This is a genomic window from Undibacterium sp. KW1 (genome assembly GCF_009937955.1).
GTDB lineage: Bacteria > Pseudomonadota > Gammaproteobacteria > Burkholderiales > Burkholderiaceae_D > Undibacterium.
In genome coordinates this window covers 5,594,375-5,616,184 of the sequence record NZ_AP018439.1, presented here as the reverse complement: position 1 = coordinate 5,616,184, position 21,810 = coordinate 5,594,375, and the positions used below count along the sequence as shown (strand labels likewise).

The window sequence follows — 21,810 nt, the reverse complement described above, 5'->3', positions numbered from 1 at the left end:
CCAGGCAGTTAATCGCTGTTATAAGAAAGCATTCATAAAAAATGACAAAACACGATATCGTCGAGCGTATTTACAGCAAATATCAGGGTGATTTGACCAGGAATGTAGTAAAGGACATCGTCAGCTTCGTCTTTGACGAGATAGTCAGGGAGATGGTAGAAGACGGTGAAGCCAAGATCAGCCGTTTTGGCACCTTCAAGCTTGCTGAAAGAAATGCCAAACAGGCCAGGAACCCACGCACAGGCGAGCCTGTCATGATAGAAGACCGCAAGGTTCCCAAGTTCAAACCCAGCCGTTATCTGCAGAACAAGGTTAATAATTTGCCCGTGGATGATATAAAGGAAGAGGACGATTAAGCCCGGATCAGCCTTGGCGCGATACTCGCTTGTTATTATAAAAAACGGATGCTGCGGCATCCGTTTTTTTATCCCTGTTTCCCTATCACGACTCAGCAAAATCCTGCTCCCAAACAGCACGGCCGCAGGAGGCGATTTCAGTGCAGTTTCCGCACAATCAATTCTTAAATTGTTTTTTACTTTTATTCGTATATTTATTTGTAAAATAAAAAACATGGACGTATAATTATTGTCATCAAGTCTGTAACGCGATGTTGTTTTGCCTGTAAGTAATCAGATTCCGGAGCCATCAGTCATGTCGCCAGGTGTGGTGAAAACGCTGGCTTTATCCGCAATTCTGGATGTCGTTTTTCCTCAACTGCTAAGGAATTGCACGGTAACTTGGATTATTTTTGAAATTCTGATAATAATTCGTATGCAGCATATTTAATCGGTGTAATTCTGGCATGCATTTCTGCGGTTTCATCGCATGCGTTCTGTGCAAAGATGGGTAAAAATGAAACTCTCTAAACGAAATTTTGCAGGATTTTTGATGGCAATCGCTTTACAAACACAACTGGGATTTAGCGCAATGGCAAATGAAGATTTTCTGAAATTCTCCAAACATGATTTGAACATCCAAGTGTACAGCGCCAGTGATGTTGATGTCCTGTATGCAGGAACACCACACAAGCTGAGTGCAGGAAAACTGGCACCCGCGAAGACCGAGAAAGATCAAAACAGATACCCAAATTTTAAATCCGGGTCTTATATCACTTTTGCCGGACCGGTTGAAGTCAAATGGTCTGCAGCAGATGGCAGCAAGCTTTCAGCCAGCTTGAATCTGGACGACATTTTCAAGGACCGCAAAGTCTTGCATACAGATGATGTTAGCCGGATATACAAGGCCGACCCCATCTCCGGTGGTCAGCCTACTATCATTATTGAAGTGAATGACAGAACTTTGAACGTGTACATGTTCGTCACAATACGGCTCGAAAAAGATGAGGCGACACGCGATCATCACGACCACCGTACTTTGGCTTATTCAAAAACCTATTAATGGTACCATTCCATGACCGACCCTGTGAAATCTGATCCTGTGAAATCGGATGGCGTTGACGTAAGGCAGGCTACTCCTGCCCAACTGGCGACTTATACCAAGGCGGAGGCGCAAATCAATGCCTTTGAAGTGCCTCAGTTATATGACAGCAAGGATCCCAATTCACGGGTTTTCGTGGCCCTGTTTGATGGCACAGGTAATGATGCAGTTCATGATCCCAAGCATATAACCAATGTTGGTTTATTAAAGGATCAGATTGAGGCAGCGGCACAGGACAATCCACATATCGGTGGATATTATAAGGAAGGTCCGGGTACCCAGGGTGGACTCAAGGGGACCTGGGATGGCGCTACAGGTGGCACCTATCAGGAACGCCTGGAAGCGATGTATGAGCAGTTCGATAATCAGGCGGCTGTCTGGCTGAAAGAAAATCCCGATGCCAAGATCAGTGTAGTCTCCGTCGGTTTCAGCCGCGGTGCCGAGCAGGCGGCAGGCTTTACACGGATGGTCGATGAAAGAGGTGTCCAGGACCCGAATGCCAGAAAGGTCGAAACCTATGCGCTGAGCCTGGGTCTGAAAGATGACAAGGTAATCTATACTGCGCCACCTTTGAAGGAGCCAGGCTCTATCCCTCAGGCGCTGGCCATGTACGACCCGGTTGCGACGGGAGCTCCAGAGCGCAAGGACAGGCGGCCTGCCGATTCAGTCATCAGCGGTTTGCAAATCAAGGCGGGCGATGAACATCGCTCCCTGTTCCCGGCAGATAACATCATTCCGCAGGGCCTGTCGGCTGACAAGCGTTTCCTCGGTGTGACGACTGCTGGCTGCCATAGCGACATAGGTGGTGGTTATGAGCTCAATGGCCTCTCTACACGTAACTTCAATCTGATGAGTGGTTACCTGAATGCCAGTCTGGGTTCAGCATTGATCATGAAGCGTGAAGTGCCGGTAGAGCCAGAGAAGAGTGTTATCCATGATTCTACTCAACATAAGTTTTTTTACCGCAGGGTAGAAGAGCGCGGGATCACACCTAAACAAGATCCTGATGGCAAACCAGTTGAACCTGTCGATAAGAAATTGCTGGAACAGTTCAGCGGCAGTATCAAGCCCATTACGGCCACCAGGCCAGGTGCCGACCTGAATGTATTGAGTGCTGATGACAGCCCCTCTAGTCGTTTGTTATCACGTACGCCAGAAGTCGCGAAGCCTGTACAACCAAAACTGTAGACTGAAATTACAACAGCAAAAATACCCGCAGGCAGAATTTGGTCTAAGATCATTCCTTTTACATAAAGCCCGAAGCATACCGGGCTAAATCAACATAAAAGGATGACAATGAACAAGCTGCCCGACGCTGTTGCCGCTTCCCTGCAAACCTGGCATGAGATGATTGCCAATAAAGACCTGAGTGCCTTGCCATCCATCGTGCATGCAGATGCGGTCTTTCGTTCTCCCATGGCGCATCAGCCTTATGCCAGCGCCCAGGCAGTCGTATTGATACTGGGTACCGTCGTCAAGGTATTTGAAAATTTCACTTATCACCGCGAATTGTCTTCCGATGATGGTTTGAATATCGTGCTGGAATTCAGTGCCAATGTCGGTGACAAGCAGCTCAAGGGCATAGACATGATACGCTTTGATGCCGAAGGCAAGATCGTCGATTTTGAAGTCATGGTCAGGCCCATGAGTGGCTTGCAAGCGCTGGGCCAGGAAATGGGCACGAGGCTGGCCCAATATTTGCCCGCCTATAAGGCAGGCAAGTAAATTTATTTGCGCGCCTGGTTTTTCAAAAAACGCATGAAGCTGCCCAGCACGGGCAGCTTTTCATACAATTCTTCTGCCGCATCCCAATAATCACGGTGAAAATTCACCCGGCCATCATCCGCAAAACGTATATGCGTGGCACCCCGTATGCATTGCGGTGCTGCATTGAAGTTTTTCATCGAAAATAAAAAATCCCAGACCAGAAAAGCGGTGTCACCCTGCAACACCGTAGAAGTAACGCGAAAGCGCGGCTCATGAACTTGCACAAACATGTGCTGGAAAACCTGGTTGATGCCAGGCAGGCCACGCAATTCATTGAACGGGTCTTTGAAATAGGCATCTTCAGTATAGACACCAGACAAGTCCTGGCAGGTCGCCAGTGTGATGGATTCAAAGAAGCTGACGAGCTTATCCAGACTGGCCTGATGATCTACATGAACTGGTACATGAGTGTTGGACATTTATAAACCTGTGACTTTATGAACCAGATAAAAATAGCTGCGGTAAGGCAGTAGACGCGCCAGTCTTAGCCAGTTTGTAAAACGATGCGGGAAGTGGATATGAAAGTCCCCCTTTGCATACCCTTGACGATAGCCAACGCTGCTTCAGGTGCACTGATCAATGCGGGCATCTTGAAGTCATTTTTCGCAGTCATCGGCGTTTCCACAAAGCCGGGATTAATCATATATACCGCGATATTTTTTGGCCGCACATCGAGGTACAGGGATTCACACAAATTGATGATGGCCGCCTTGGTCGGACCATACACCAGCGCCTTGGGCAAGCCTGAGAGACCCGCAACTGAACCGACTACGCCTATGCCGCCACTGCCTTGCTTCAGCAAAGCAGGCAGGACCACATCCAGGCATTGATAAACCCCGCGCAAATTAATGTCTATCAGTTGGTTAACTGCAGCCATATCAACACTGTCTGCCCGCATTTCATTGTAGCTGCCGGCAACGATGAGTACCAGATCAATGCTTCCCCATTTTTGCATCAGCCCTGTATGGCAAGTCATGATACTGGCATGATCACAGATATCCACTGCCACGGCCTCGGCCATGGGGTAGCCAGCCGCAATTTCTTCCAACTGCGGCAGTTTGCGGGCGGACAGTGCGACCCTGGCACCCAGGGTCAGCAACAGCCTCGCCGTTTCTTCACCTATGCCGCTGGATGCGCCTATGATCCAGACACGTTTGCCACGCCAGTCGCGTATGACGGGATTCATGGTGTGGTGCTGCTACGTTTGGTGAAGGACAGAGTCACGCTGCCCAGCTCGACGCCAAACTTGCGCATGATGGCACGGTTCAGCATGATCCTGTCGTCCATCAAGACCATGGTATCGTCAAAATCGACATTGTAAACGCTGCCATCGACTGGCAATGCCAATACATAATTCCAGTGCAGGGTATTGCCAGATACTTGTCCCTTCGCTTCGCCTATCACGTCGGCAGCAGTGCCGGTGAATTGATCATTGCCCACTTTCTTCAAGGTCCAGATACGTTTTTGCTTGCTGCCATCGGAGTAACTGAAGTCTTCATTGAGCGTACCTGTATCGCCCGACCACTGGCAATCCATGACCACGGTAAAGCGTTTGACGATCGCCCCCGATCTGTCCTGGAACATGCCCCAGGCATCAAGTTTGCCATTGAAATAGCTTTGCATGTCCAGCTTTGGGGTTTCGTTACGGTAGCGGCCAGGGTCATATTGACTGGCACAGGATGTCAGCAGCATGAGCAACGCTACATTGAGGCTGGAGAAGAACAGCCGGTATTGACGATAGAACGTACGTGTAAACATATATCTTCCCGTGGTGGTGATTGGTTAGCAGGCGTTAGCCAGCAGTGGCTTTCCCTAACAGCTTGGTGCGCAAACTTTGGGCTGAAGTATTTTTATCCAGCCAGATCGCAAAGAAGGCGCGAGCAAATTCGGCATCGCGTATCTCGCCCAGCAATTTTCCATTCAGGTAAAACCGCGCAGCCTCGTTCGGTATGTGGATGCCGGTGATATGCGTGCCCTGTTTGACGTCAGGAAAAATCGTCTTCATCTGCGTTAGCCAGCGCTCACGTTTTTCTGCTGTACCCAGTTTGAGTTTTTCTATTTCATCTATGCTGGCATCGGCGATTTTTCCACCATACAAGTTGCGGGCATAGGCCAGATCCAGCGCAAACTTTTGCGGCTTGTCGCTGTCTGGTTTATAGCCCTCAGGTGAAGACCACAAGCTCGCATCATAAATATGCAAGCCGAACCAGCGGAAACTGCCACTACCCTGCAAACTGGCTTGTGGGATTTCTTCACTGATATGCGCTGGTGCCGTAGTGATGGCTTTATCCTCTGCTTGCACAAGCAATGCTGCAGATGAAAGCATCAGTGACATAAAAAAACCGCGTGCAAGCAATCGGACGTTCATTTTTTTCTCAATGTGAATTGCGTGACATTGATACTGCCAGCGCGGAAACCGGCTTCACAATACGCCAGATAAAATTCCCATGTACGCAGGAATTGATCATCGAAGCCCTGGGCCTTGACCTGCGTCAATTTTTCCATGAAAGCATGACGCCAGTGCAACAGAGTGCGTGCATAGTCGAGCCCAAAATTATAGGTATCCAGTACCTCCATGCCGTAGCCTGCTGCCATCGCATGAAATTTTTCTATGGATGGCAGCATGCCGCCAGGGAAAATGTACTGCTGTATAAAGTCGGTACCCTTGCGGTAGCGGTCAAATAATTCATCCGCAATGACGATGCTTTGAACGCAGGCACGGCCACCTTGTTTCAGATTGCGTTGCAGGCATTCAAAATAGCCTGGCCAATAGGCTTCGCCAACAGCTTCAAACATTTCTATCGAGGCGATGGCGTCATAGCTGCCGTTTGCATCGCGGTAATCTTCTATGCGCAAATCACTTTGCGCATGCAGACCGGCATGATGCAAGCGTGCACGGGCATATTGCAGCTGTTCAACAGACAACGTCAGTCCGGTGACGTGTGCACCGGCATTACGTATCGCCATCTCGGCAAAGCCGCCCCAGCCGCAGCCTATTTCCAGTACTTTGGCATTTTCCGGTAAGGCCAGTTGATGCAGTATGCGGCGGTATTTTGCCAGTTGGGCTTCTTCCAGTGATTGCTCTTGCTCGCCAGAATAAATCGCGCTGGAGTAAGTCATTGTAGGGTCCAGCCACAGCTTGTAGAATTCATTGCCTATGTCGTAGTGGGCATGAATGTTTTTCTTGCTGCCTGTGCGGGAATTGCGGTTCAGCAGATGCTTGATCCTGTAGATCAGATTGCCCCACCAGCTGCCATAGATGACGCTTTCCAGTTGCTGGCGATTATGGGAAATCAGTTCTATCAGGCCGGTCAGGCTGCTGGTGGTCCAGTGCCCGTTTATATAGCTCTCGGCAAAGCCTATGTCACCTGACTTGAGTACGGCGCGATACAACTGCCAGTCTTTCAGATGCAGGCTCACATGTTGCCAGCCTTCTGATGTGCGGCCAAAGCTGGCCGTCTGACCATCAGGGAATTGTATGGTCAGGCAACCGTGCTCAAGCTTGTTCAGCAGGCTTAACACGAACCTGGCTTGCGCCGGGAAATGCTTGCTGTTCAGTGGAGCATTTTGTGCATTATTATCAGCTGTAGACGCGCCAGAGGTGAATGTGGGATGTAGGCTGCTCATCGGCTTAACTCTTCAGTAGGAGGAATAGGTTTGGAAAAAAAAGGCACACGTTTGATCCACAGGCGCAGTGCCTGCACATGGATACGCAGTACGACACCCAAGGTCATGAAGGGATAGCGCAGCATGACTCTGGCGATTTGCATGTTGCTCATCACCTGTTCGCGGCCAGAAACACTGGTCAGCAATAAGGGGCCTTCTGCATCTTCGTAATCGATACGCGCCAGATGTTTTATGAGCGAATGTTGTGCGGCTTGTCCGCGCAAGTCTTGCTGAGCTTTCATGAAGCAGAAGCGATAGTTGCCCTCGACTTTGCAAAAAGGGGAAACATGGAAAATTTTCCTGGCATGCAATTCTTCGCCATTGACCAGCTTGCCGCCGTTTTCCAACAGGTATAGATGTTTTTCACCAAAGGTATTGCGTACCTCGCACACCACCGCACGCAGCTCGCCATTCTGGCGATGACAAAACCAGAAAGACACAGGATTAAACACATAGCCAAACACGCGCGGGAAGCATTGCAACCACACCTCACCATCGGCATCAGCAATACCTTCACTTTGCAGCAAAGCATCTATCCATTGCGCCAGTGGCTGACTGGCGTCACCATGATCACGTTCATGAAAAGACAGGGCATTAAACCGGTTCACAGAAAACAGCGTTGGTGTACTCATATGATTGATGTCACGCACAGGTACCCGGATAAAAAATACGCCATAGCGAAAAGCATTTTTTGCCGGACGCAAACGCTTGTGCATGACTTCGCCCGTGCACAAGACGACCGCAGATTTGATGGCAGGCGTATTCATGCCGCACGTATCATTTTTTCGTAGGCTGCTTCTGCTCGCGCGAGTATGGTTTCCGCGACGCGCAGACCTGACTTCAAGCCATCTTCATGGAAGCCATAGCCTGTCCAGGCGCCGGCAAACCAGATATTCCTCCTGCCCTGGATATTTGTCAGCTGGTTTTGTGCATTGATGGCCATTGCATCAAAGACCGGGTGGGAATAATCAAAGCTATTGATAATACTGTCTGCAGCTGGTTCTACAATTGGATTCAGGGTGACGATGACAGGTGTCTTGAAAGGCAGGGGCTGCAATTGATTAATCAGGTAATGTACGCAGACACGCGGTTCGCTGCCGCTTTCGCTTTGATAATTCCAGGCTGACCAGGCTTTTTTATTTTCCGGTAGTACGCTGGCATCAGTGTGCAGCACTGCCCGGTTGGGCTGGTATTTGACGGATGAAAGTATCTGACGCTCGTCCAGGTCAGCATCCGCCAGCAAATTCAGGCTTTGGTCGCTATGGCTGGCTAAAACCACATGCTCAAATACCTGGGTACCTTCTTCCGTCTTGACCGCAATGGCCCCTGCTGCTTTTTCGCGTACGCTTAAAACCGGGGTTTGCAAATGCTTGTGTGCGATGCTCGGCAAGATCTTTTCTACATACTGTCTTGCGCCGCCTTTGACGGTTTGCCATTGCGGCCTGTCATTCACTTGCAGCAAACCGTGGTTATGGCAAAAATTGACGAATGACGACAGTGGAAATGCCATCATTGTCTCGGTAGGGCAAGACCAGATACAGGCTGCCATGGGCAGCAAATACCAGGTGCGAAATTCTTTGCTATAGCCATTCTGATCCAAGAAGCTGCCCAGCGGCTGCTTGAAGTATGGATGCTCCTGTGTTGTTGCCAGTGCAGTTGTCTGCTTATTGAAGCGCAGGATATCGCGCAACATGCGTATGAAGGCCGGGTTCAGCAGATTGCGGCGTTGAGTGAATACAGTATCCAGATTGGCACCTGCCCATTCCAGCAGACGGCTGCCATTTTTGCCAAGCGGCATCTTGACCGAAAAAGACATGTCGGTCGCAACCGTGGCGATGCCCAATTCCTTGAATAAGTTGACGAGCTTGGGATAGGTCTTGTGGTTAAACACCAGGAAACCTGTATCAACACCATAAGTCTGGCCTTCCAGGCTGACATCGACGGTATGAGTATGTCCGCCAAAATAATCATTGGCTTCAAACAGGCTGATTTCATGTCCTGCTTTAGAAAGCTCGTATGCGCAAGACAGGCCGGAGATGCCGGAACCGATGACAGCGATTTTCATAATCTGATTATGCTGATGATTAATAAATAAGAGTAAATAAAAATGTTAAACAATACATCTGTTGTAGAAATGGTGCTTTTCAGAGGCGTGCGTGATGTGTGCATGCATCGCCCTGCCTGACGTACTTGTTTATACATACGCAAAACCCGCCTGTTTGGATTCAATCCTGCTCCATGTCCGTTTCATCCTCTTTACTCAATGCCCCAGCGGCAGAGCAAGAAAAATCGCTGGTAAAAAAACTGTGCTCAGTTAGAATGTGACTATGAATTTCAATTTGTGACTGATCAGTCACAAAATATACTACAAAGTTTTTATTTGTGCAGAAAAAATAATGGAAATCCGGATTCCCTTTAAAAAACAACAGTTTGATGCGCGGGAAGAAGCCATCATTGATGCCGTCAATCGCCTTTTGTCAGAAAAAGGCTATGACTTGATGACCATGGATGATGTTGCCGATGCGGTGGGCATCGCCAAGGGCAGCCTGTACAAGCACTTTTCTTCCAAGGAAAAGCTGGCAGCGGCAGCCATGACGCGACTGCTGAAGGCGACCCAGGCTGAGCTTGATACCCTGGCGGCAGACATGCCTGCAATAGACAAGATCAGGCATATCCTGGCCTGGTCTTTAAGATTGCGCCTGCAAGGTGGTGTACCACATCTGCCATCAACCAGCCTGGCCTTGCAGCGTAGCCTGATGCTGAACCTTGAATACGTGATGGTGGCCTTGCGTGTTAACAAGCGCTTTTACGCACTGGTAGCAGAGGCTAGAAAGCAGGGCGCTTTAACGCCGCTGGTGCCGGATGATGTGCTGGTCTATACCCTGTATTCACGCGCCTGCGATCCGACCATGGAGTTTTTATTGCGCGACAAGCGCCTGACGCATGAGCAAATCGTTGATGCCATGGTGCATGCGACCATAGGTGGGTTTTTGTCGAATGAAGCGAGGAAGGCTTAAGTTGCTCAAGCCGATTCTTGTTTTGTTGCAGCGAGGCGCAAGGCTTCCTGCAAGACACTGATGTCACCGATGTGATTTGCTAGCAGCAAGATCAATCGTGCATTCAGTGCAGCACTGGCTTCATCGCTGAGGTCACGATGGCTGTCTATCAGTAGCTGATAAAAATCATCGCCTGCACTGTAATCGCGTTGTGCTGATTTATCAGGGTAATGGAAATTGGCTTGCAGGTTCAAAGGCATGATGCCACTCCTGATGAATTGCCGCAGGCAGTTTGTACTGCCTGGCGCACCAGATTAAGTTCAAATTGTTGCCAGCGTGCAGTCAGGTGCTGGTCAGGCCTGAGCAAGTGATAGCTGCTATTGCCCGCACCATAACGCTGGTGCAATAGGCCTTTGATATCGGTCAGTGTTAAGTGGTCATCAAGGGTGTCTTCCTGTTTGCTGATGATGAGCGTACTTACTGGAATTGCTTCTTGCTCTAAAGCCTTGATCGCTGTCAGATGTGCATCAGGAATGTCAGATACAGCATCGCAAAAATACAGACCATGAAAAACTGGTCGCAAATAATCGATCAGGAAACCTGATTTGTGTTGATCAATGACTGGCCCATCTTCAAATGGCGCACCAGGCTGCAGAGCTGTATCGAAGTCTTTGCTGTCTTCTGTATTCAAATTCGATTCAGACAAAATAGCAGGTACAGACAATCGCCCGGAATTGACCAGTTTGCGCGCAAACACATGTTCCTGTGCCAGGCTCAATACGGCATTGCGAAAACATTTGCTGATGGCACTTTTGGGTGTGATGAAATCAGTAGAGCGCGTCGAATTGAGCAAGTTCTCATCCGCTGCAAATACGCGTTCATCGGAATATGTATCAAGCAGGCTGTCTGGTGCTTTGCCATCAACGACCAGCTTGAGTTTCCACACCAGATTATCTGCATCCTGAATGCCGGAATTGGCGCCGCGTGCGCCAAAGGGTGAAACTTGATGTGCGGCATCGCCAGCAAACAGCACTCGGCCATGACGGAATTTTTCCATGCGCCGGCACTGGAAGGTATACACACTGACCCATTCAAGTTCAAATTCCCTGTCGTCACCGAGCATCGCCTTGATGCGCGGTATCACGTTTTCGGGTTTGCGCTCTTCCACCGGATCAGCATTCCAGCCCAGTTGAAAGTCTATACGCCAGACATTGTCGGCTTCGCGGTGCAACAGTACTGATTGATTGGGATGGAACGGTGGGTCAAACCAGAACCAGCGCTCTGCTGGAAAGTCAGCTTTCATGACGACATCTGCAATCAGGAATCTGTCCATGAACACCTTACCTTCCACTTCCAGCCCCAGCATCTGGCGCAAGGGGCTGCGTGCGCCGTCGCAGGCGATCAGCCAGTCGGCCTGCAGACTATAATCTCCCTCTGGTGTGTTTATCTGCAAGGTGGAAAAATCATCGCCTTGCTCAATCGCAGTGACACGGCTTTTCCAGCGCAACTCTATGCCGAGTTCCATCGCCCGCTGTACCAGAAAATCTTCCAGATAATATTGCTGCAGATTCACCATGCCCGGATGTTTGTGATCAGGCGCTGGCAAGAGGTTGAAATTGAATACTTCTTCCTTGCGAAAGAAAGTACGCCCAACATTCCACTCCACACCCTTGGCACGCACAGCCGAGGCAACGCCTAGCCTGTCGAGTATCTCCAGTGTACGCTTGGCATAGCACAGCCCGCGTGAACCTACCGAGACCGTGTCATCATCATCGACCACCAGCACATCCAGCCCCTGCAGCTTGCAATCTATTGCCGCCGCCAGACCTACAGGGCCAGCACCGACTATCACAACTTTGCGGCGTGTGATTTCCCTGGTCTGCAACTCCGCTGGGGTCACGAAAGGGAATTTTTGATATTGATAAGTGCTAAGCAAAATGCGACTCCTGCGACCCGATTAGAGCGAAAGCAAAAGACACAGAGATGCATGATCAGTGACAATAAGAAAAGGATTTCTCAGGGTCTCTGTGCCTCTATGTTGAGAGGTCTTGATGTTCGTAAAATTACCCCTCCAAACTCTTCCACATCTCCACATCCCGCTCCGCCGTCCACACGCGCGGATCAACATGTCCAGATGCCTCATCAAAAGCCCGCGTCACATCAAATGGCAGGCAATGATCAAATATCACCCAGTGGCCATACTTGGGCTTCAAAGCGGCATAAGTATTTTTGTATATGGTATTGAGGTCATGCTGTTGTTGTTGCCCCGCCTTGACGCTGGCAAACAGATCGCTGATGAAAGAACGGGTTTCACTAAGACCCGCTGCCACCAGTTCAGGAGTAGTCAGCGCAGCGCCGCGGCCTGGTACCAGTTTCTCGGCTTTCATCGCTTCCAGATTGGAGAGAGTTTTTGGCCAGTCTGAATAATAGGCGTCGCCCGCATACGGTGTCGCACCAAATTCAACAAGGTCACCAGAGAACAAGACTTTTTCCTGTGGCAGCCAGACGATGGTATCGCCCTTGGTATGGCCGCGGCCTACCTGCATGAGCTTCACTTCCAGCTTGCCCAGCCAGATCGACATTTCACCCTTGAAGGTAATCGTCGGCCAGGTCAGGCCAGGCACGCTTTCAACATTACGGAACAGGCGCGGGAAACGGCCTATCTCACTCTTCATGTCGGCATCACCACGTTCAACGATGAGGTCATAAGTATCGCGGCTGGCGATGATGTGCTCCAGACCCTCGGCTACATAGCCGCTGGCGCCAAGTACGCGCACCGCATGGTAGTGTGACATCACGACATACTTAATCGGCTTGTCAGTGACTTCGCGGATACGGCGCACCACATCCTGCGCCATGATGGGCGTGGCCTGGGTATCGATGACCATGACAGCATCGTCACCGATGATGATACCGGTATTCGGGTCACCTTCAGCCGTGTAGGCGTAGGCATGTTCGGATAATTGCTGGAAGCTGACTTTCTTTTCTTCCAGGTCAGCGTGGGAGGCAAATTGCTTGGTGCTCATGGGGATAACCTTTGAGATGTGTTGTACTCAAGATAAAGGAGATGCTATCGGATAAGAATAAGCATTAATTCGTTATTTGTAAATGCATTTGTTAATAGTAAAATGGATTCCCATTAATCAAGAGGCAGCCATGACAGAGAAAAACAAGGAAAGACGCGGCATAGGCGCAATCGAGGTCGGTGGCCTGATCCTGAATGCCCTGGTCAGCTCTGGTCGCGCCATGTCGCTGGGTGATCTGGCGCGTGAGAGTGGCATGCCAGCCTCGAAGGCACATGCTTATCTGGTCAGCTTTGGCAAACTCGGCCTGGTCGAGCAGGATGCGGCAACGGGCGCTTATCAGTTAGGCCCCTTTGCCTTGCAGATGGGCCTGGTCAGCCTGCAGCAAATGTCACCTGTGAAGCTGGCGATACCTGAGATCACCCGCCTTGCTGCTGCCACGGATCAGACTGTGGCGCTGGCGGTGTGGGGCAGCCATGGTCCTACCGTGGTGTATATCGCCGAATCCAGCCGCCCTATCCACGTGAACATGCATGCGGGCTCGGTCATGTCCATGCTGGGTACGGCAACAGGTCTGGTATTTTCTGCCTTCTTGCCGCAAGCGCTGGTCGATAAGGTGATCGCCAGGGAACTCAGGGATGAGCTGGTGATAGGGCAGGCTGGCGTGCAGATGAAACCTCAGGATATCGCCAGCGTATTGGCAGAGGTAAGAGAGCAGGGGCTGGCAAGGGCGCAGGGTTTGCCGATACCGGGCATCAATGCCCTCAGCGCACCGGTCTTCAATCATGCCCAGGCACTGAGCCTGGTGATTACTGCCACCGGCCCCAAGGGCAGTTTTGATACAGACTGGAATGGCGAACTGGCACAGGCTTTGCGCGCCAGTGCCAGTGCTATATCACGTCAGTTGGGCCATGTGCCCAAGCTTTTATAGGGATCAATTTGCAGGAGTTACTGTGCGGACAGTGCCTTTTCTACATCGGCGACCAGTTTCTTGTCGTCTGGCGTGGTCACGCTGGAGTAGGCCGCAACGACATTGCCTTTGCGGTCTATCAGGTATTTATAAAAATTCCATTTTGGTGTCGTGCCGGTCGCCTTGATTAACTGCGCATACATGGGATTGACATCCTTGCCCATGACAGAAGACTTGCTGAACATCGGGAATTTCACGCCATAGGTATTAAAGCAAAAATCAGCAATCTGCTTGTCATTGCCCGGTTCCTGCTTGCCAAAATCATTCGATGGAAAACCGAGCACCACCAGGCCCTTGTCGGCGTACTTGGCCGACATCGCTTCTAGACCTTGATATTGCTTGGTAAAACCACAATAACTGGCAGTGTTGACCACCAGTGCCACCTTGCCCTTGTACTGGCAAAGGTCTTGCGGCGCTTCATCTTGCAGGCGCTTGAATTTGTGGTTCAGCACGGCCGGGCAGGCATCACCGGTATCAGCCCACGCTCCCAATGAGCAAGTAATCAAACCCAGAAAAACAGCAACTTGAATTGGTGTGCGTCGCAGCATGACTAACTCCTGAAAAAGAGAATGTCATCTTAGCTCAGTCCTGAGGAAATAAATAGCTTGGAGAACAAGTGTTTAATGAGCGCTAGTGATGATTGTTTCAATAAAAGAAACAGGTGCAAGTGATATATAACTTAATTCAGCTTTCGCTTTGTGCCTCTGTGCTCATTCCGTGTTGAGCTTTTCGGTCTTCATCATGATGAGCACCATATACCAAAAACACATATAAAACATCGAAACACTTCGTTTTAATTTATATAGAGCCGTTTTATCCTGTACTCCTCATAAAAATTATTACTTCCCTGGACTTAGAGATGACGATCAAAAAGATAATCCTCGCAACAAGCATCGTAGCAAGTTTTGCATCATTTGGCGCAGTAGCGGCAGACATCAACCTGCTCAATGTTTCCTATGACCCTACCCGTGAGTTATATCAGGATGTGAACCAGGCTTTTGCCAAGCAATGGAAAGCCAAAACCGGTGACAATGTCACCATCAAACAATCGCATGGCGGCTCTGGCAAACAGGCGCGTGCAGTGATTGATGGTCTCGATGCTGACGTGGTCACGCTGGCACTGGCTTATGACACTGATGCGCTGGCTGAAAAAGGCTTGCTCGACAAAGCCTGGCAAAAACGCTTGCCGCACAATGCCTCGCCTTATTCTTCTACCATCGTATTCCTGGTACGCAAGGGTAATCCAAAAGGCATCAAGGACTGGGCAGATATCGTCAAGCCTGGCGTAGCCGTGATCACGCCTAATCCAAAAACTTCAGGTGGTGCACGCTGGAACCATCTGGCAGCCTGGGGTTATGCCCTGAAACTGCCAGGTGGCAGCGAAGCGACGGCAAAAGAGTTTTTGTCCAAGCTGTATAAGAACGTGCCGGTGCTGGATTCTGGCGCACGTGGTGCCACCACGACTTTTGTTGAACGTGGCATAGGCGATGTCTTGCTGGCATGGGAAAACGAAGCCCTGCTGGCGATCAAGGAACTGGGCCCGGACAAGGTGGAAATTGTTGCCCCATCGACCAGTATTCTGGCCGAACCTTCGGTCGCTGTTGTTGATAAAGTAGCTGACCGCCGTGGCACCCGCAAAGTGGCAGAAGCTTATCTGAACTATCTGTATACCGATGAAGGTCAGGACACGATAGCCAAGCACTACTATCGTCCTACTACAGAAAAAGCCTCGAAAAAATATGCAGCGCAATTCCCTAAAGTGAAACTGTTTACGATAGATGACACTTTCGGTGGCTGGACCAAGGCGCAAAAAGAGCATTTTGCTGACGGCGGTATCTTTGATCAGATCTATCAGCCAGGCAAAAAATAAGCTTTAGTAAAAACCGGAGGCAAGAACATGCGCATCTTACTGCTATCGGGAAGCCCGTCTTCCCCCTCACGTTCAGCCAGACTGCTGAATCACGTGGGTATCAAGCTCAATGAACTGGGGCAGCGTACCAGCAGTCTGCATGTCAGGGACTTGCCTGCTCAGGCTTTGATGCATGCCGACTTTTCTGATCCTGAATTGTCGGCAGCCAAAAGCCTGCTGGCAAAGGCGGATGCCATAGTCATCGCTACGCCCATCTACAAAGCGGCCTACAGTGGTTTGCTGAAAAGTTTTCTGGATATCCTGCCGCAGGATGGTCTCGCCGGTAAGCTGGTATTACCTCTCGCGACCGGCGGCAGCCAGTCACATATGCTGGCACTTGATTATGGCTTGCGCCCGGTACTTGCGTCCCTGTCCGCCCGGCATGTCCTGCCCAGTATTTATGCGACAGATGCACAAGTGAGCTGGTCAGAGCTGCATGGTCTGCAGCTGGATACGGCGATACAGCAAAGGGTAGAAGATGGTGTGCAGCTCCTGCTTGATAGCCTGAGTTTTTTGCGACCATCAGCAAGAACAGAAGCTGAACTGGTTTTACCTTGTTGACCCTGGCAAAACATAGCCGCATTGGTATAGCACTGAGCAAGTACCCGCTCTAACATCATTTACTAATAACCTTTCTTTCATGCTGGCACCCCGGCAGGGGGAAGTCTTGTCCAAAATATGAAAGCAGAACATGAGCCGCAAAATTCAAATTACCAGCAAGGAAAAACGTCTTACCCTGAGCCGCCTGTCGGCCTTGACCGCGGCCGCTTTGAGCGTGGTTTTGCCCAAAGCCTTTGCCCAGGACAAGGCCAAGACCAGTCTGCGCATAGGGTATCAGAAGTATGGAACACTGACGGTGCTCAAGGGGACAGGGGCGCTGGATAAACGGCTGGCTGCCCAGGGTGTCGATGTCAAATGGACAGAGTTTCCCGCTGGCCCACAATTGCTGGAAGGTTTGAATGTAGGCAGTATCGATTTTGGCACCACAGGTGAAGCACCACCAATTTTTGCCCAGGCCGCTGGTGCAGATTTGCTGTATGTCGGCAATGAGCCGCCAGCACCGAGTGGTGAAGCTGTCATTGTGCCCAAGAATTCTCCTTTGAAATCAGCAGCAGACCTCAAAGGCAAAAAGATAGTCTTGAACAAGGGTTCGAATGTGCATTACCTGCTGGTCAAGGTGCTGGAAAAAGCGGGCTTGAATTACAAGGATGTTGAAGTTATCTTCCTGCCGCCCGCCGATGCACGCGCAGCATTTGAGCGTGGCAGTGTTGATGCCTGGGCGATCTGGGACCCATTCCTGGCGGCGGCTGAAAAACAACTGGGTGCCAGGATACTGGTGGATGGTAAAGGCGCGGTCAGCAATCACCAGTTTTATCTGGCTGCGCGGCCTTATGCACAAAAAAGCCCTGAAGTCTTGCGCATCATTCTCGAAGAGCTGGCCAAGGTCGATGACTGGGCAGCAAAAAACCACAAGGAAGTTGCCAGCATATTGGCCACGCAAACCGGGCTGGAAACCAGCATCGTGGAATTATCCACTTCCCGTTTTGGTTTTGGCGTCAAACCTTTGACTGAACAAGTCATCAAGGAACAGCAAAGCATAGCGGATACCTTTGCTGACCTGAAACTGATACCCAAGCGTATCAATATCCGCGATGCAGTATTTGCGGTCAAGACCTGAGGCTGATGATGAAATTGTCTGCTATCCGCCGCCTGCTGCTGGCATTTTCTTTGAGCATATTGTCTGTAGCCAGCTTTGCAGCTGGCACTGATTTGCCCAAAGAATTACCCAAAGAGTTACGTATAGGTTTTCAAAAAAGCTCAGTCAACCTGACCTTGCTGAAACACAGGCAGGCGCTGGAACAGCAATTGAAAGGTGTTAAAGTCACCTGGTTTGAATTTACTGCAGGCCCACAAATGCTGGAAGCCCTGTCAGTAGGCAGCATAGACTTTGCCACCACGGGCGAACCGCCACCTATCTTTGCCCAGTCTGCAGGCAGCAATCTGGTGTATGTCGGCGCTGAACCGGCCAAGCCAGGTGTCAGCGCGATTCTGGTGAAACCTGATTCAGGCATACGCACGCTGGCAGAATTGAAAGGCAAGAAAATCGCTTTTCAAAAAGGCTCAAGTGCGCATTACCACGTCTTGCGCGCTGTACAGCATGCTGGTTTGCAATGGTCAGACATCACGCCTGTGTATCTGGCACCGGCTGATGCCAGGGCAGCTTTCGAGCGTGGCAGTGTTGATGTCTGGGCGATCTGGGACCCGTACTGGGCCGCGATTGAGCAAAGCGCAGCACCAAGAATACTGGCGACAGGCAAGGGCCTGGTCAACAATCTGTCTCACCATTTGTCTGCACGCAGCTTTGCTGACAAATATCCCAAAGTCATACAAGTCCTGTTTGAAGAACTGACGCGCAGCGATACCTTCGTACAAAAGAACCGCGATGAAGCTGTTGCCATCATAGCTGCCAGTACGGGCTTAGATAAACCGACCATCGCCAGCTTTCTGGAACGTCGGGCACGTTCACCCGTCGTCTATCTGACCCAGAACATCGTCGATGAACAGCAAAGAGTGGCTGACAATTTTTATCAACAAAAATTGATACCCAAAGCAGTCAATGTGCGTGATGCAGTATGGCTGCCACCAGGCACCAAACTATGAGAGGCTCTCGCAAAAATAATCTGGCGTTGTTGCGCCGTCAAGATGTAAAACCCGGTGCTAAAGCACTGTCTGCGCCTGGGGCGCCTAGCCGGGGGCGCCTAGCCAGCTTAGTTTTGCAAAAGCCTCTAACTATGACACGAGAAAAATACAGGAGCAAATAATGAGTTTGAATATATTCTGGTTTATTCCCACCCATGGTGATAGTCGCTATCTGGGGACGACGCATGGCGCGCGTGAAGTCAATTATGACTACCTGAAACAGATTGCGGTTGCTGCCGACATCCAGGGTTTTGACGGTGTACTCTTGCCTACTGGCCGCTCTTGCGAAGATGCCTGGGTGGTAGCCTCCAGCCTCATAGGCGCGACCAGTAAACTCAAATTTCTGGTAGCGATACGCCCCGGTTTGAGCAGCCCCGGTTTGGCAGTGCGCATGGCCGCGACCTTTGACCGTTTATCCAAGGGGCGTTTGCTGATCAATATCGTCACCGGTGGTGATCAGGGCGAGCTGGAGGCTGATGGCGTATTTGCCGATCACGAAAAGCGTTACGAAATCACTGACGAATTCTTGCGTGTCTGGCGTGCGTCACTGGCTGGCGAAGGTGGTGACGCCGGCTATGATTTCGAAGGCAGGCACATTACCGTCAAGGGCGCAAAAACCTTGTATCCGGCGATACAAAAACCTTATCCGCCGCTGTATTTTGGTGGTTCTTCTGAACCGGCACATGAGCTGGCAGCAGAGCAGGTCGATGTTTACCTGACCTGGGGTGAGCCACCGGCAGCAGTAGCCGCCAAGATCGCCGACATGCGTGAACGTGCAGCCAAACATGGCAGGACTTTGCGCTTTGGCATACGTCTGCATGTGATCGTGCGTGAGACTAACGATGAAGCCTGGAAAGCTGCAGATGACCTGATCCGCTATGTTGATGATGATGTCATTGCCCGTGCACAAAAAGCTTTTGCCAAAATGGATTCAGTCGGCCAGCAACGCATGATCGCCCTGCATGGCGGCAAGCGCGACAAGCTGGAAGTGTCGCCTAATCTGTGGGCCGGTGTCGGTCTGGTGCGCGGTGGTGCAGGTACTGCGCTGGTTGGCGACCCTGAAACCGTGGCCGCACGCATCAAGGAATATCAGGCGCTTGGCATCGACACCTTTATTTTCTCGGGTTACCCGCATCTGGAAGAATCTTACCGTTTTTCAGAACTGGTATTCCCTCTGATAGGCAAGACCGTACCCGGTGTTTCCACCAGCCTGACTGGCCCGTTTGGTGAAGTCATGGCCAATGGCATCGTCCCCAAGGTATCGCAAAGCTAGGGAGGCAAAATGGGACCAATGATTACTGAAGTGAGTGAATTTGCTGCTACCTATGCGCAGGGTGGCTCCGGCCATGCAGCACAGCTTACCGCAAAAAAACCAGATGTCTTTCGCCAGGCCAGCGTGCGTCTGCTGAAGCGGGGTTTGCCCTGGCTGGTGCCAGTAACATTGATCCTGTTCTGGCAACTGGCAGCGCAGACTGGCTGGTTGTCCAGCCGTATCTTGCCCGAACCACTGGCGGTGGTAAAAGCATTCTGGACTCTCGCTGTTTCCGGCGAAATCTGGGTACATGCCAAGACCAGTCTGTGGCGGGCGATATCCGGCTTTGCAGTTGGCGGTGGGCTGGGTCTCTTGCTGGGTTTGCTGACAGGCAGTTTCCGGTTCGCAGAAACTCTGCTCGATACGAGCTTGCAAATGGTCGGAAATATTCCTGCCCTGGCCTTGATACCACTGGTGATCTTATGGTTTGGTATCGATGAGATGGCCAAGTTGTTCCTGGTGTCGGTGGGTGTGTTTTTTCCCGTTTATTTGAATACTTTTCACGGCATACGTACTGTTGATAAGGGTCTGATAGAAATGGCGCAAAGCTATGGCTTGTCTGGCTGGGCTTTATATCGCGATGTGATCTTGCCAGGTGCACTGCCTTCAATACTGGTTGGCGTGCGGTTTTCGCTGGGTCTGGTGTGGGTCTTGCTGATCGTTGCAGAAACCATTTCTGCCCAGGCGGGTATAGGTTATATGACCATGAATGCCCGTGAATTTCTACAAACCGATGTGGTGCTGGTCGGCATATTGTTATACGCCTTGCTGGGGAAGCTGGCCGATGTGCTGTCGCGTGGGCTTGAACAGTATTGCCTGCGCTGGCATCCGGGCTATCAGGGGAGGGCAGCATGATGCGTCAATTTTCAGAGTTTTCCATCAGTGCCGTTCCAGACATCATTGCCTTGCGCGACGAACTTGATGGTGGCTGGGAGCATACTGCCAAAGGTGAATGGTCGCCGGGGACTGAAACTGCCCAGAATGCGGGGAGTGCGTCAGCTAGCAGCGGTACCGCACTCAGTTTGCGCCTCATACAAAAATCGTATCAGGGTCGGCAGGTACTGAAATCATTGAATCTGCAGATTGCTGCAGGTGAGTTTGTCGCCGTCATAGGTCGTAGCGGCTGCGGCAAGAGTACCTTGCTGCGCCTGATTGCCGGCCTGGAAAAAGCCGATAGCGGCAGCCTGGAATTTGCCGAGGGAAAAGCAAAACCTGATACCAGGGTGATGTTCCAGGATTCCCGCCTGTTGCCGTGGAAGTCCGTTATCGCCAACGTCGCACTCGGTCTGGGCAGTGACAAGACCAGGGCTCGTCAGGCTCTGGAAAAGGTCGCGCTGGCTGAGCGCGCTGACGAGTGGCCATCGGTATTGTCCGGTGGCCAGCGTCAGCGTGTTGCGCTGGCAAGAGCGTTGGTGCATGAACCAGCCTTGTTGCTGCTTGATGAACCATTGGGGGCACTCGATGCACTGACCCGCATAGAGATGCAAAACCTGATTGAAAGCCTGTGGCAGCAGCGTGGCTTTACTGCTGTACTGGTGACTCACGATGTACAAGAGGCTATCGCCCTGGCCGACCGCGTGATCCTGATAGAAGATGGCCAAATCACACTGGATACCAGAATTGACTTACCCCGCCCACGGGCGCGTGGCAATCCAAAATTTGCCGAGCTGGAAGACCGTATCTTGCAGCGCGTTTTACAAAAACCTTCAGCCGCGCCAGACACCGAACTGGGTGATGTGTCGCTGTTGAGGACTGTCAGTCAGGTTGCATGGGCAATCTGATTGTTTCACTAATGTAAGGAATTATCATGAGCATACAAGCTATCAACGTCCGTAATCAATTTCGCGGCAAAATCAAGGCCATCATCGAAGGATCTGTTGTGTCTGAAGTCGATGTCGAGACACCCGCAGGCATCGTCACTTCTGTCATTACTACGCGCTCCATCAAAGACTTGAACCTGGTCATCGGTTCAGAAGTTGTGGCGTTGGTAAAAGCGACAGAAGTTTCTATCGCCAAGTTATAGATAGAAT

At 50.8% G+C, this 21,810-nt stretch carries 25 protein-coding genes; 14 read left to right on the top strand and 11 right to left on the bottom strand.

Annotation, left to right across the window (positions count from 1 at the left end):
* Window positions 1-41 precede the first annotated feature (41 nt).
* From UNDKW_RS25280 to UNDKW_RS25265, 4 genes are all read left to right on the top strand, one after another.
* Window positions 42-356, top strand: coding sequence for an HU family DNA-binding protein (locus UNDKW_RS25280; protein WP_162060998.1), 315 nt, complete (start codon window positions 42-44; stop codon window positions 354-356).
* A gap of 532 nt (window positions 357-888) precedes the next feature.
* Window positions 889-1,398: a hypothetical protein gene (locus UNDKW_RS25275; protein WP_162060997.1), complete on the top strand. Its 510-nt coding sequence runs from the start codon at window positions 889-891 to the stop codon at window positions 1,396-1,398.
* A gap of 12 nt (window positions 1,399-1,410) precedes the next feature.
* Complete coding sequence (locus tag UNDKW_RS25270; RefSeq protein ID WP_162060996.1) at window positions 1,411-2,625, top strand: phospholipase effector Tle1 domain-containing protein; 1,215 nt, start codon at window positions 1,411-1,413, stop codon at window positions 2,623-2,625.
* Between the two features lie 108 nt (window positions 2,626-2,733).
* A complete protein-coding gene (locus UNDKW_RS25265) occupies window positions 2,734-3,162 on the top strand; it encodes a nuclear transport factor 2 family protein (protein WP_197893021.1) in 429 nt (142 codons plus the stop codon).
* A gap of 2 nt (window positions 3,163-3,164) precedes the next feature.
* Here UNDKW_RS25265 and UNDKW_RS25260 read toward each other — a convergent pair whose 3' ends face one another.
* From UNDKW_RS25260 to UNDKW_RS25230, 7 genes are all read right to left on the bottom strand, one after another.
* Window positions 3,165-3,623, bottom strand: a complete 459-nt coding sequence (locus tag UNDKW_RS25260) for a nuclear transport factor 2 family protein (protein WP_162060994.1) — start codon at window positions 3,621-3,623, stop codon at window positions 3,165-3,167.
* 65 nt (window positions 3,624-3,688) lie between these two features.
* A complete protein-coding gene (locus UNDKW_RS25255) occupies window positions 3,689-4,390 on the bottom strand; it encodes an SDR family NAD(P)-dependent oxidoreductase (RefSeq protein WP_370529055.1) in 702 nt (233 codons plus the stop codon).
* On the bottom strand, window positions 4,387-4,962 hold the full coding sequence (locus UNDKW_RS25250; RefSeq protein ID WP_232063110.1) for a DUF3833 domain-containing protein: 576 nt from the start codon (window positions 4,960-4,962) through the stop codon (window positions 4,387-4,389). Before UNDKW_RS25250 ends, UNDKW_RS25255 begins: the two co-directional genes overlap by 4 nt.
* A gap of 34 nt (window positions 4,963-4,996) precedes the next feature.
* Window positions 4,997-5,572, bottom strand: coding sequence for a chalcone isomerase family protein (locus tag UNDKW_RS25245; protein ID WP_162060993.1), 576 nt, complete (start codon window positions 5,570-5,572; stop codon window positions 4,997-4,999).
* Window positions 5,569-6,831 carry a cyclopropane-fatty-acyl-phospholipid synthase family protein gene (locus UNDKW_RS25240; protein ID WP_162060992.1) on the bottom strand — a complete coding sequence of 421 codons (1,263 nt, stop codon included), beginning with the start codon at window positions 6,829-6,831 and terminating at the stop codon, window positions 5,569-5,571. The genes UNDKW_RS25245 and UNDKW_RS25240 overlap by 4 nt, the downstream gene beginning before the upstream one ends.
* The gene (locus UNDKW_RS25235) at window positions 6,828-7,637 is read right to left on the bottom strand and encodes a DUF1365 domain-containing protein (protein WP_162060991.1); all 810 of its coding nucleotides are present in this window, start codon (window positions 7,635-7,637) and stop codon (window positions 6,828-6,830) included. The genes UNDKW_RS25240 and UNDKW_RS25235 overlap by 4 nt, the downstream gene beginning before the upstream one ends.
* On the bottom strand, window positions 7,634-8,935 hold the full coding sequence (locus UNDKW_RS25230; RefSeq protein WP_162060990.1) for an NAD(P)/FAD-dependent oxidoreductase: 1,302 nt from the start codon (window positions 8,933-8,935) through the stop codon (window positions 7,634-7,636). The genes UNDKW_RS25235 and UNDKW_RS25230 overlap by 4 nt, the downstream gene beginning before the upstream one ends.
* 331 nt (window positions 8,936-9,266) lie before the next feature.
* On the opposite strand from UNDKW_RS25230, the gene UNDKW_RS25225 reads away from it, so the two are divergent.
* Window positions 9,267-9,887, top strand: coding sequence for a TetR/AcrR family transcriptional regulator (locus UNDKW_RS25225; RefSeq protein WP_162060989.1), 621 nt, complete (start codon window positions 9,267-9,269; stop codon window positions 9,885-9,887).
* Window positions 9,888-9,892: 5 nt separating this feature from the next.
* On the opposite strand, the gene UNDKW_RS25220 is transcribed toward UNDKW_RS25225, so the two are convergent.
* The 3 genes from UNDKW_RS25220 to UNDKW_RS25210 all read right to left on the bottom strand — a co-directional run bounded on the left by UNDKW_RS25220 (window position 9,893) and on the right by UNDKW_RS25210 (window position 12,892).
* Window positions 9,893-10,126, bottom strand: coding sequence for a DUF2783 domain-containing protein (locus tag UNDKW_RS25220; RefSeq protein WP_162060988.1), 234 nt, complete (start codon window positions 10,124-10,126; stop codon window positions 9,893-9,895).
* Entirely contained in the window at window positions 10,117-11,802 is a 1,686-nt protein-coding gene (locus UNDKW_RS25215) for an FAD-dependent oxidoreductase (protein WP_162060987.1), read from the bottom strand. Before UNDKW_RS25215 ends, UNDKW_RS25220 begins: the two co-directional genes overlap by 10 nt.
* A 127-nt stretch (window positions 11,803-11,929) precedes the next feature.
* Entirely contained in the window at window positions 11,930-12,892 is a 963-nt protein-coding gene (locus tag UNDKW_RS25210; RefSeq protein ID WP_162060986.1) for an MBL fold metallo-hydrolase, read from the bottom strand.
* Between the two features lie 130 nt (window positions 12,893-13,022).
* On the opposite strand from UNDKW_RS25210, the gene UNDKW_RS25205 reads away from it, so the two are divergent.
* Window positions 13,023-13,820, top strand: a complete 798-nt coding sequence (locus UNDKW_RS25205; protein WP_162060985.1) for an IclR family transcriptional regulator — start codon at window positions 13,023-13,025, stop codon at window positions 13,818-13,820.
* 17 nt (window positions 13,821-13,837) lie between these two features.
* On the opposite strand, the gene UNDKW_RS25200 is transcribed toward UNDKW_RS25205, so the two are convergent.
* Complete coding sequence (locus UNDKW_RS25200) at window positions 13,838-14,407, bottom strand: glutathione peroxidase (protein ID WP_162060984.1); 570 nt, start codon at window positions 14,405-14,407, stop codon at window positions 13,838-13,840.
* 311 nt (window positions 14,408-14,718) lie between these two features.
* Here UNDKW_RS25200 and UNDKW_RS25195 point away from each other — a divergent pair, with 311 nt between their 5' ends.
* The 8 genes from UNDKW_RS25195 (at window position 14,719) to UNDKW_RS25160 (ending at window position 21,803) form a co-directional block, all read left to right on the top strand.
* Window positions 14,719-15,729, top strand: a complete 1,011-nt coding sequence (locus UNDKW_RS25195) for a sulfate ABC transporter substrate-binding protein (protein WP_162060983.1) — start codon at window positions 14,719-14,721, stop codon at window positions 15,727-15,729.
* Between the two features lie 27 nt (window positions 15,730-15,756).
* Window positions 15,757-16,329, top strand: coding sequence for an NADPH-dependent FMN reductase (gene ssuE, locus UNDKW_RS25190; RefSeq protein WP_162060982.1), 573 nt, complete (start codon window positions 15,757-15,759; stop codon window positions 16,327-16,329).
* Window positions 16,330-16,459: 130 nt separating this feature from the next.
* Window positions 16,460-17,446: a sulfonate ABC transporter substrate-binding protein gene (locus UNDKW_RS25185; protein WP_162060981.1), complete on the top strand. Its 987-nt coding sequence runs from the start codon at window positions 16,460-16,462 to the stop codon at window positions 17,444-17,446.
* A gap of 8 nt (window positions 17,447-17,454) precedes the next feature.
* Window positions 17,455-18,429 carry a sulfonate ABC transporter substrate-binding protein gene (locus tag UNDKW_RS25180; protein ID WP_232063109.1) on the top strand — a complete coding sequence of 325 codons (975 nt, stop codon included), beginning with the start codon at window positions 17,455-17,457 and terminating at the stop codon, window positions 18,427-18,429.
* Window positions 18,430-18,595: 166 nt separating this feature from the next.
* Window positions 18,596-19,741 carry an FMNH2-dependent alkanesulfonate monooxygenase gene (gene ssuD, locus UNDKW_RS25175; RefSeq protein WP_197893222.1) on the top strand — a complete coding sequence of 382 codons (1,146 nt, stop codon included), beginning with the start codon at window positions 18,596-18,598 and terminating at the stop codon, window positions 19,739-19,741.
* 9 nt (window positions 19,742-19,750) lie between these two features.
* Complete coding sequence (gene ssuC / locus UNDKW_RS25170; RefSeq protein WP_232063108.1) at window positions 19,751-20,635, top strand: aliphatic sulfonate ABC transporter permease SsuC; 885 nt, start codon at window positions 19,751-19,753, stop codon at window positions 20,633-20,635.
* Complete coding sequence (locus UNDKW_RS25165) at window positions 20,632-21,561, top strand: ATP-binding cassette domain-containing protein (protein ID WP_232063107.1); 930 nt, start codon at window positions 20,632-20,634, stop codon at window positions 21,559-21,561. Before ssuC ends, UNDKW_RS25165 begins: the two co-directional genes overlap by 4 nt.
* Window positions 21,562-21,587: 26 nt before the next feature.
* The gene (locus UNDKW_RS25160) at window positions 21,588-21,803 is read left to right on the top strand and encodes a molybdopterin-binding protein (protein WP_110256421.1); all 216 of its coding nucleotides are present in this window, start codon (window positions 21,588-21,590) and stop codon (window positions 21,801-21,803) included.
* Window positions 21,804-21,810 lie beyond the last annotated feature (7 nt).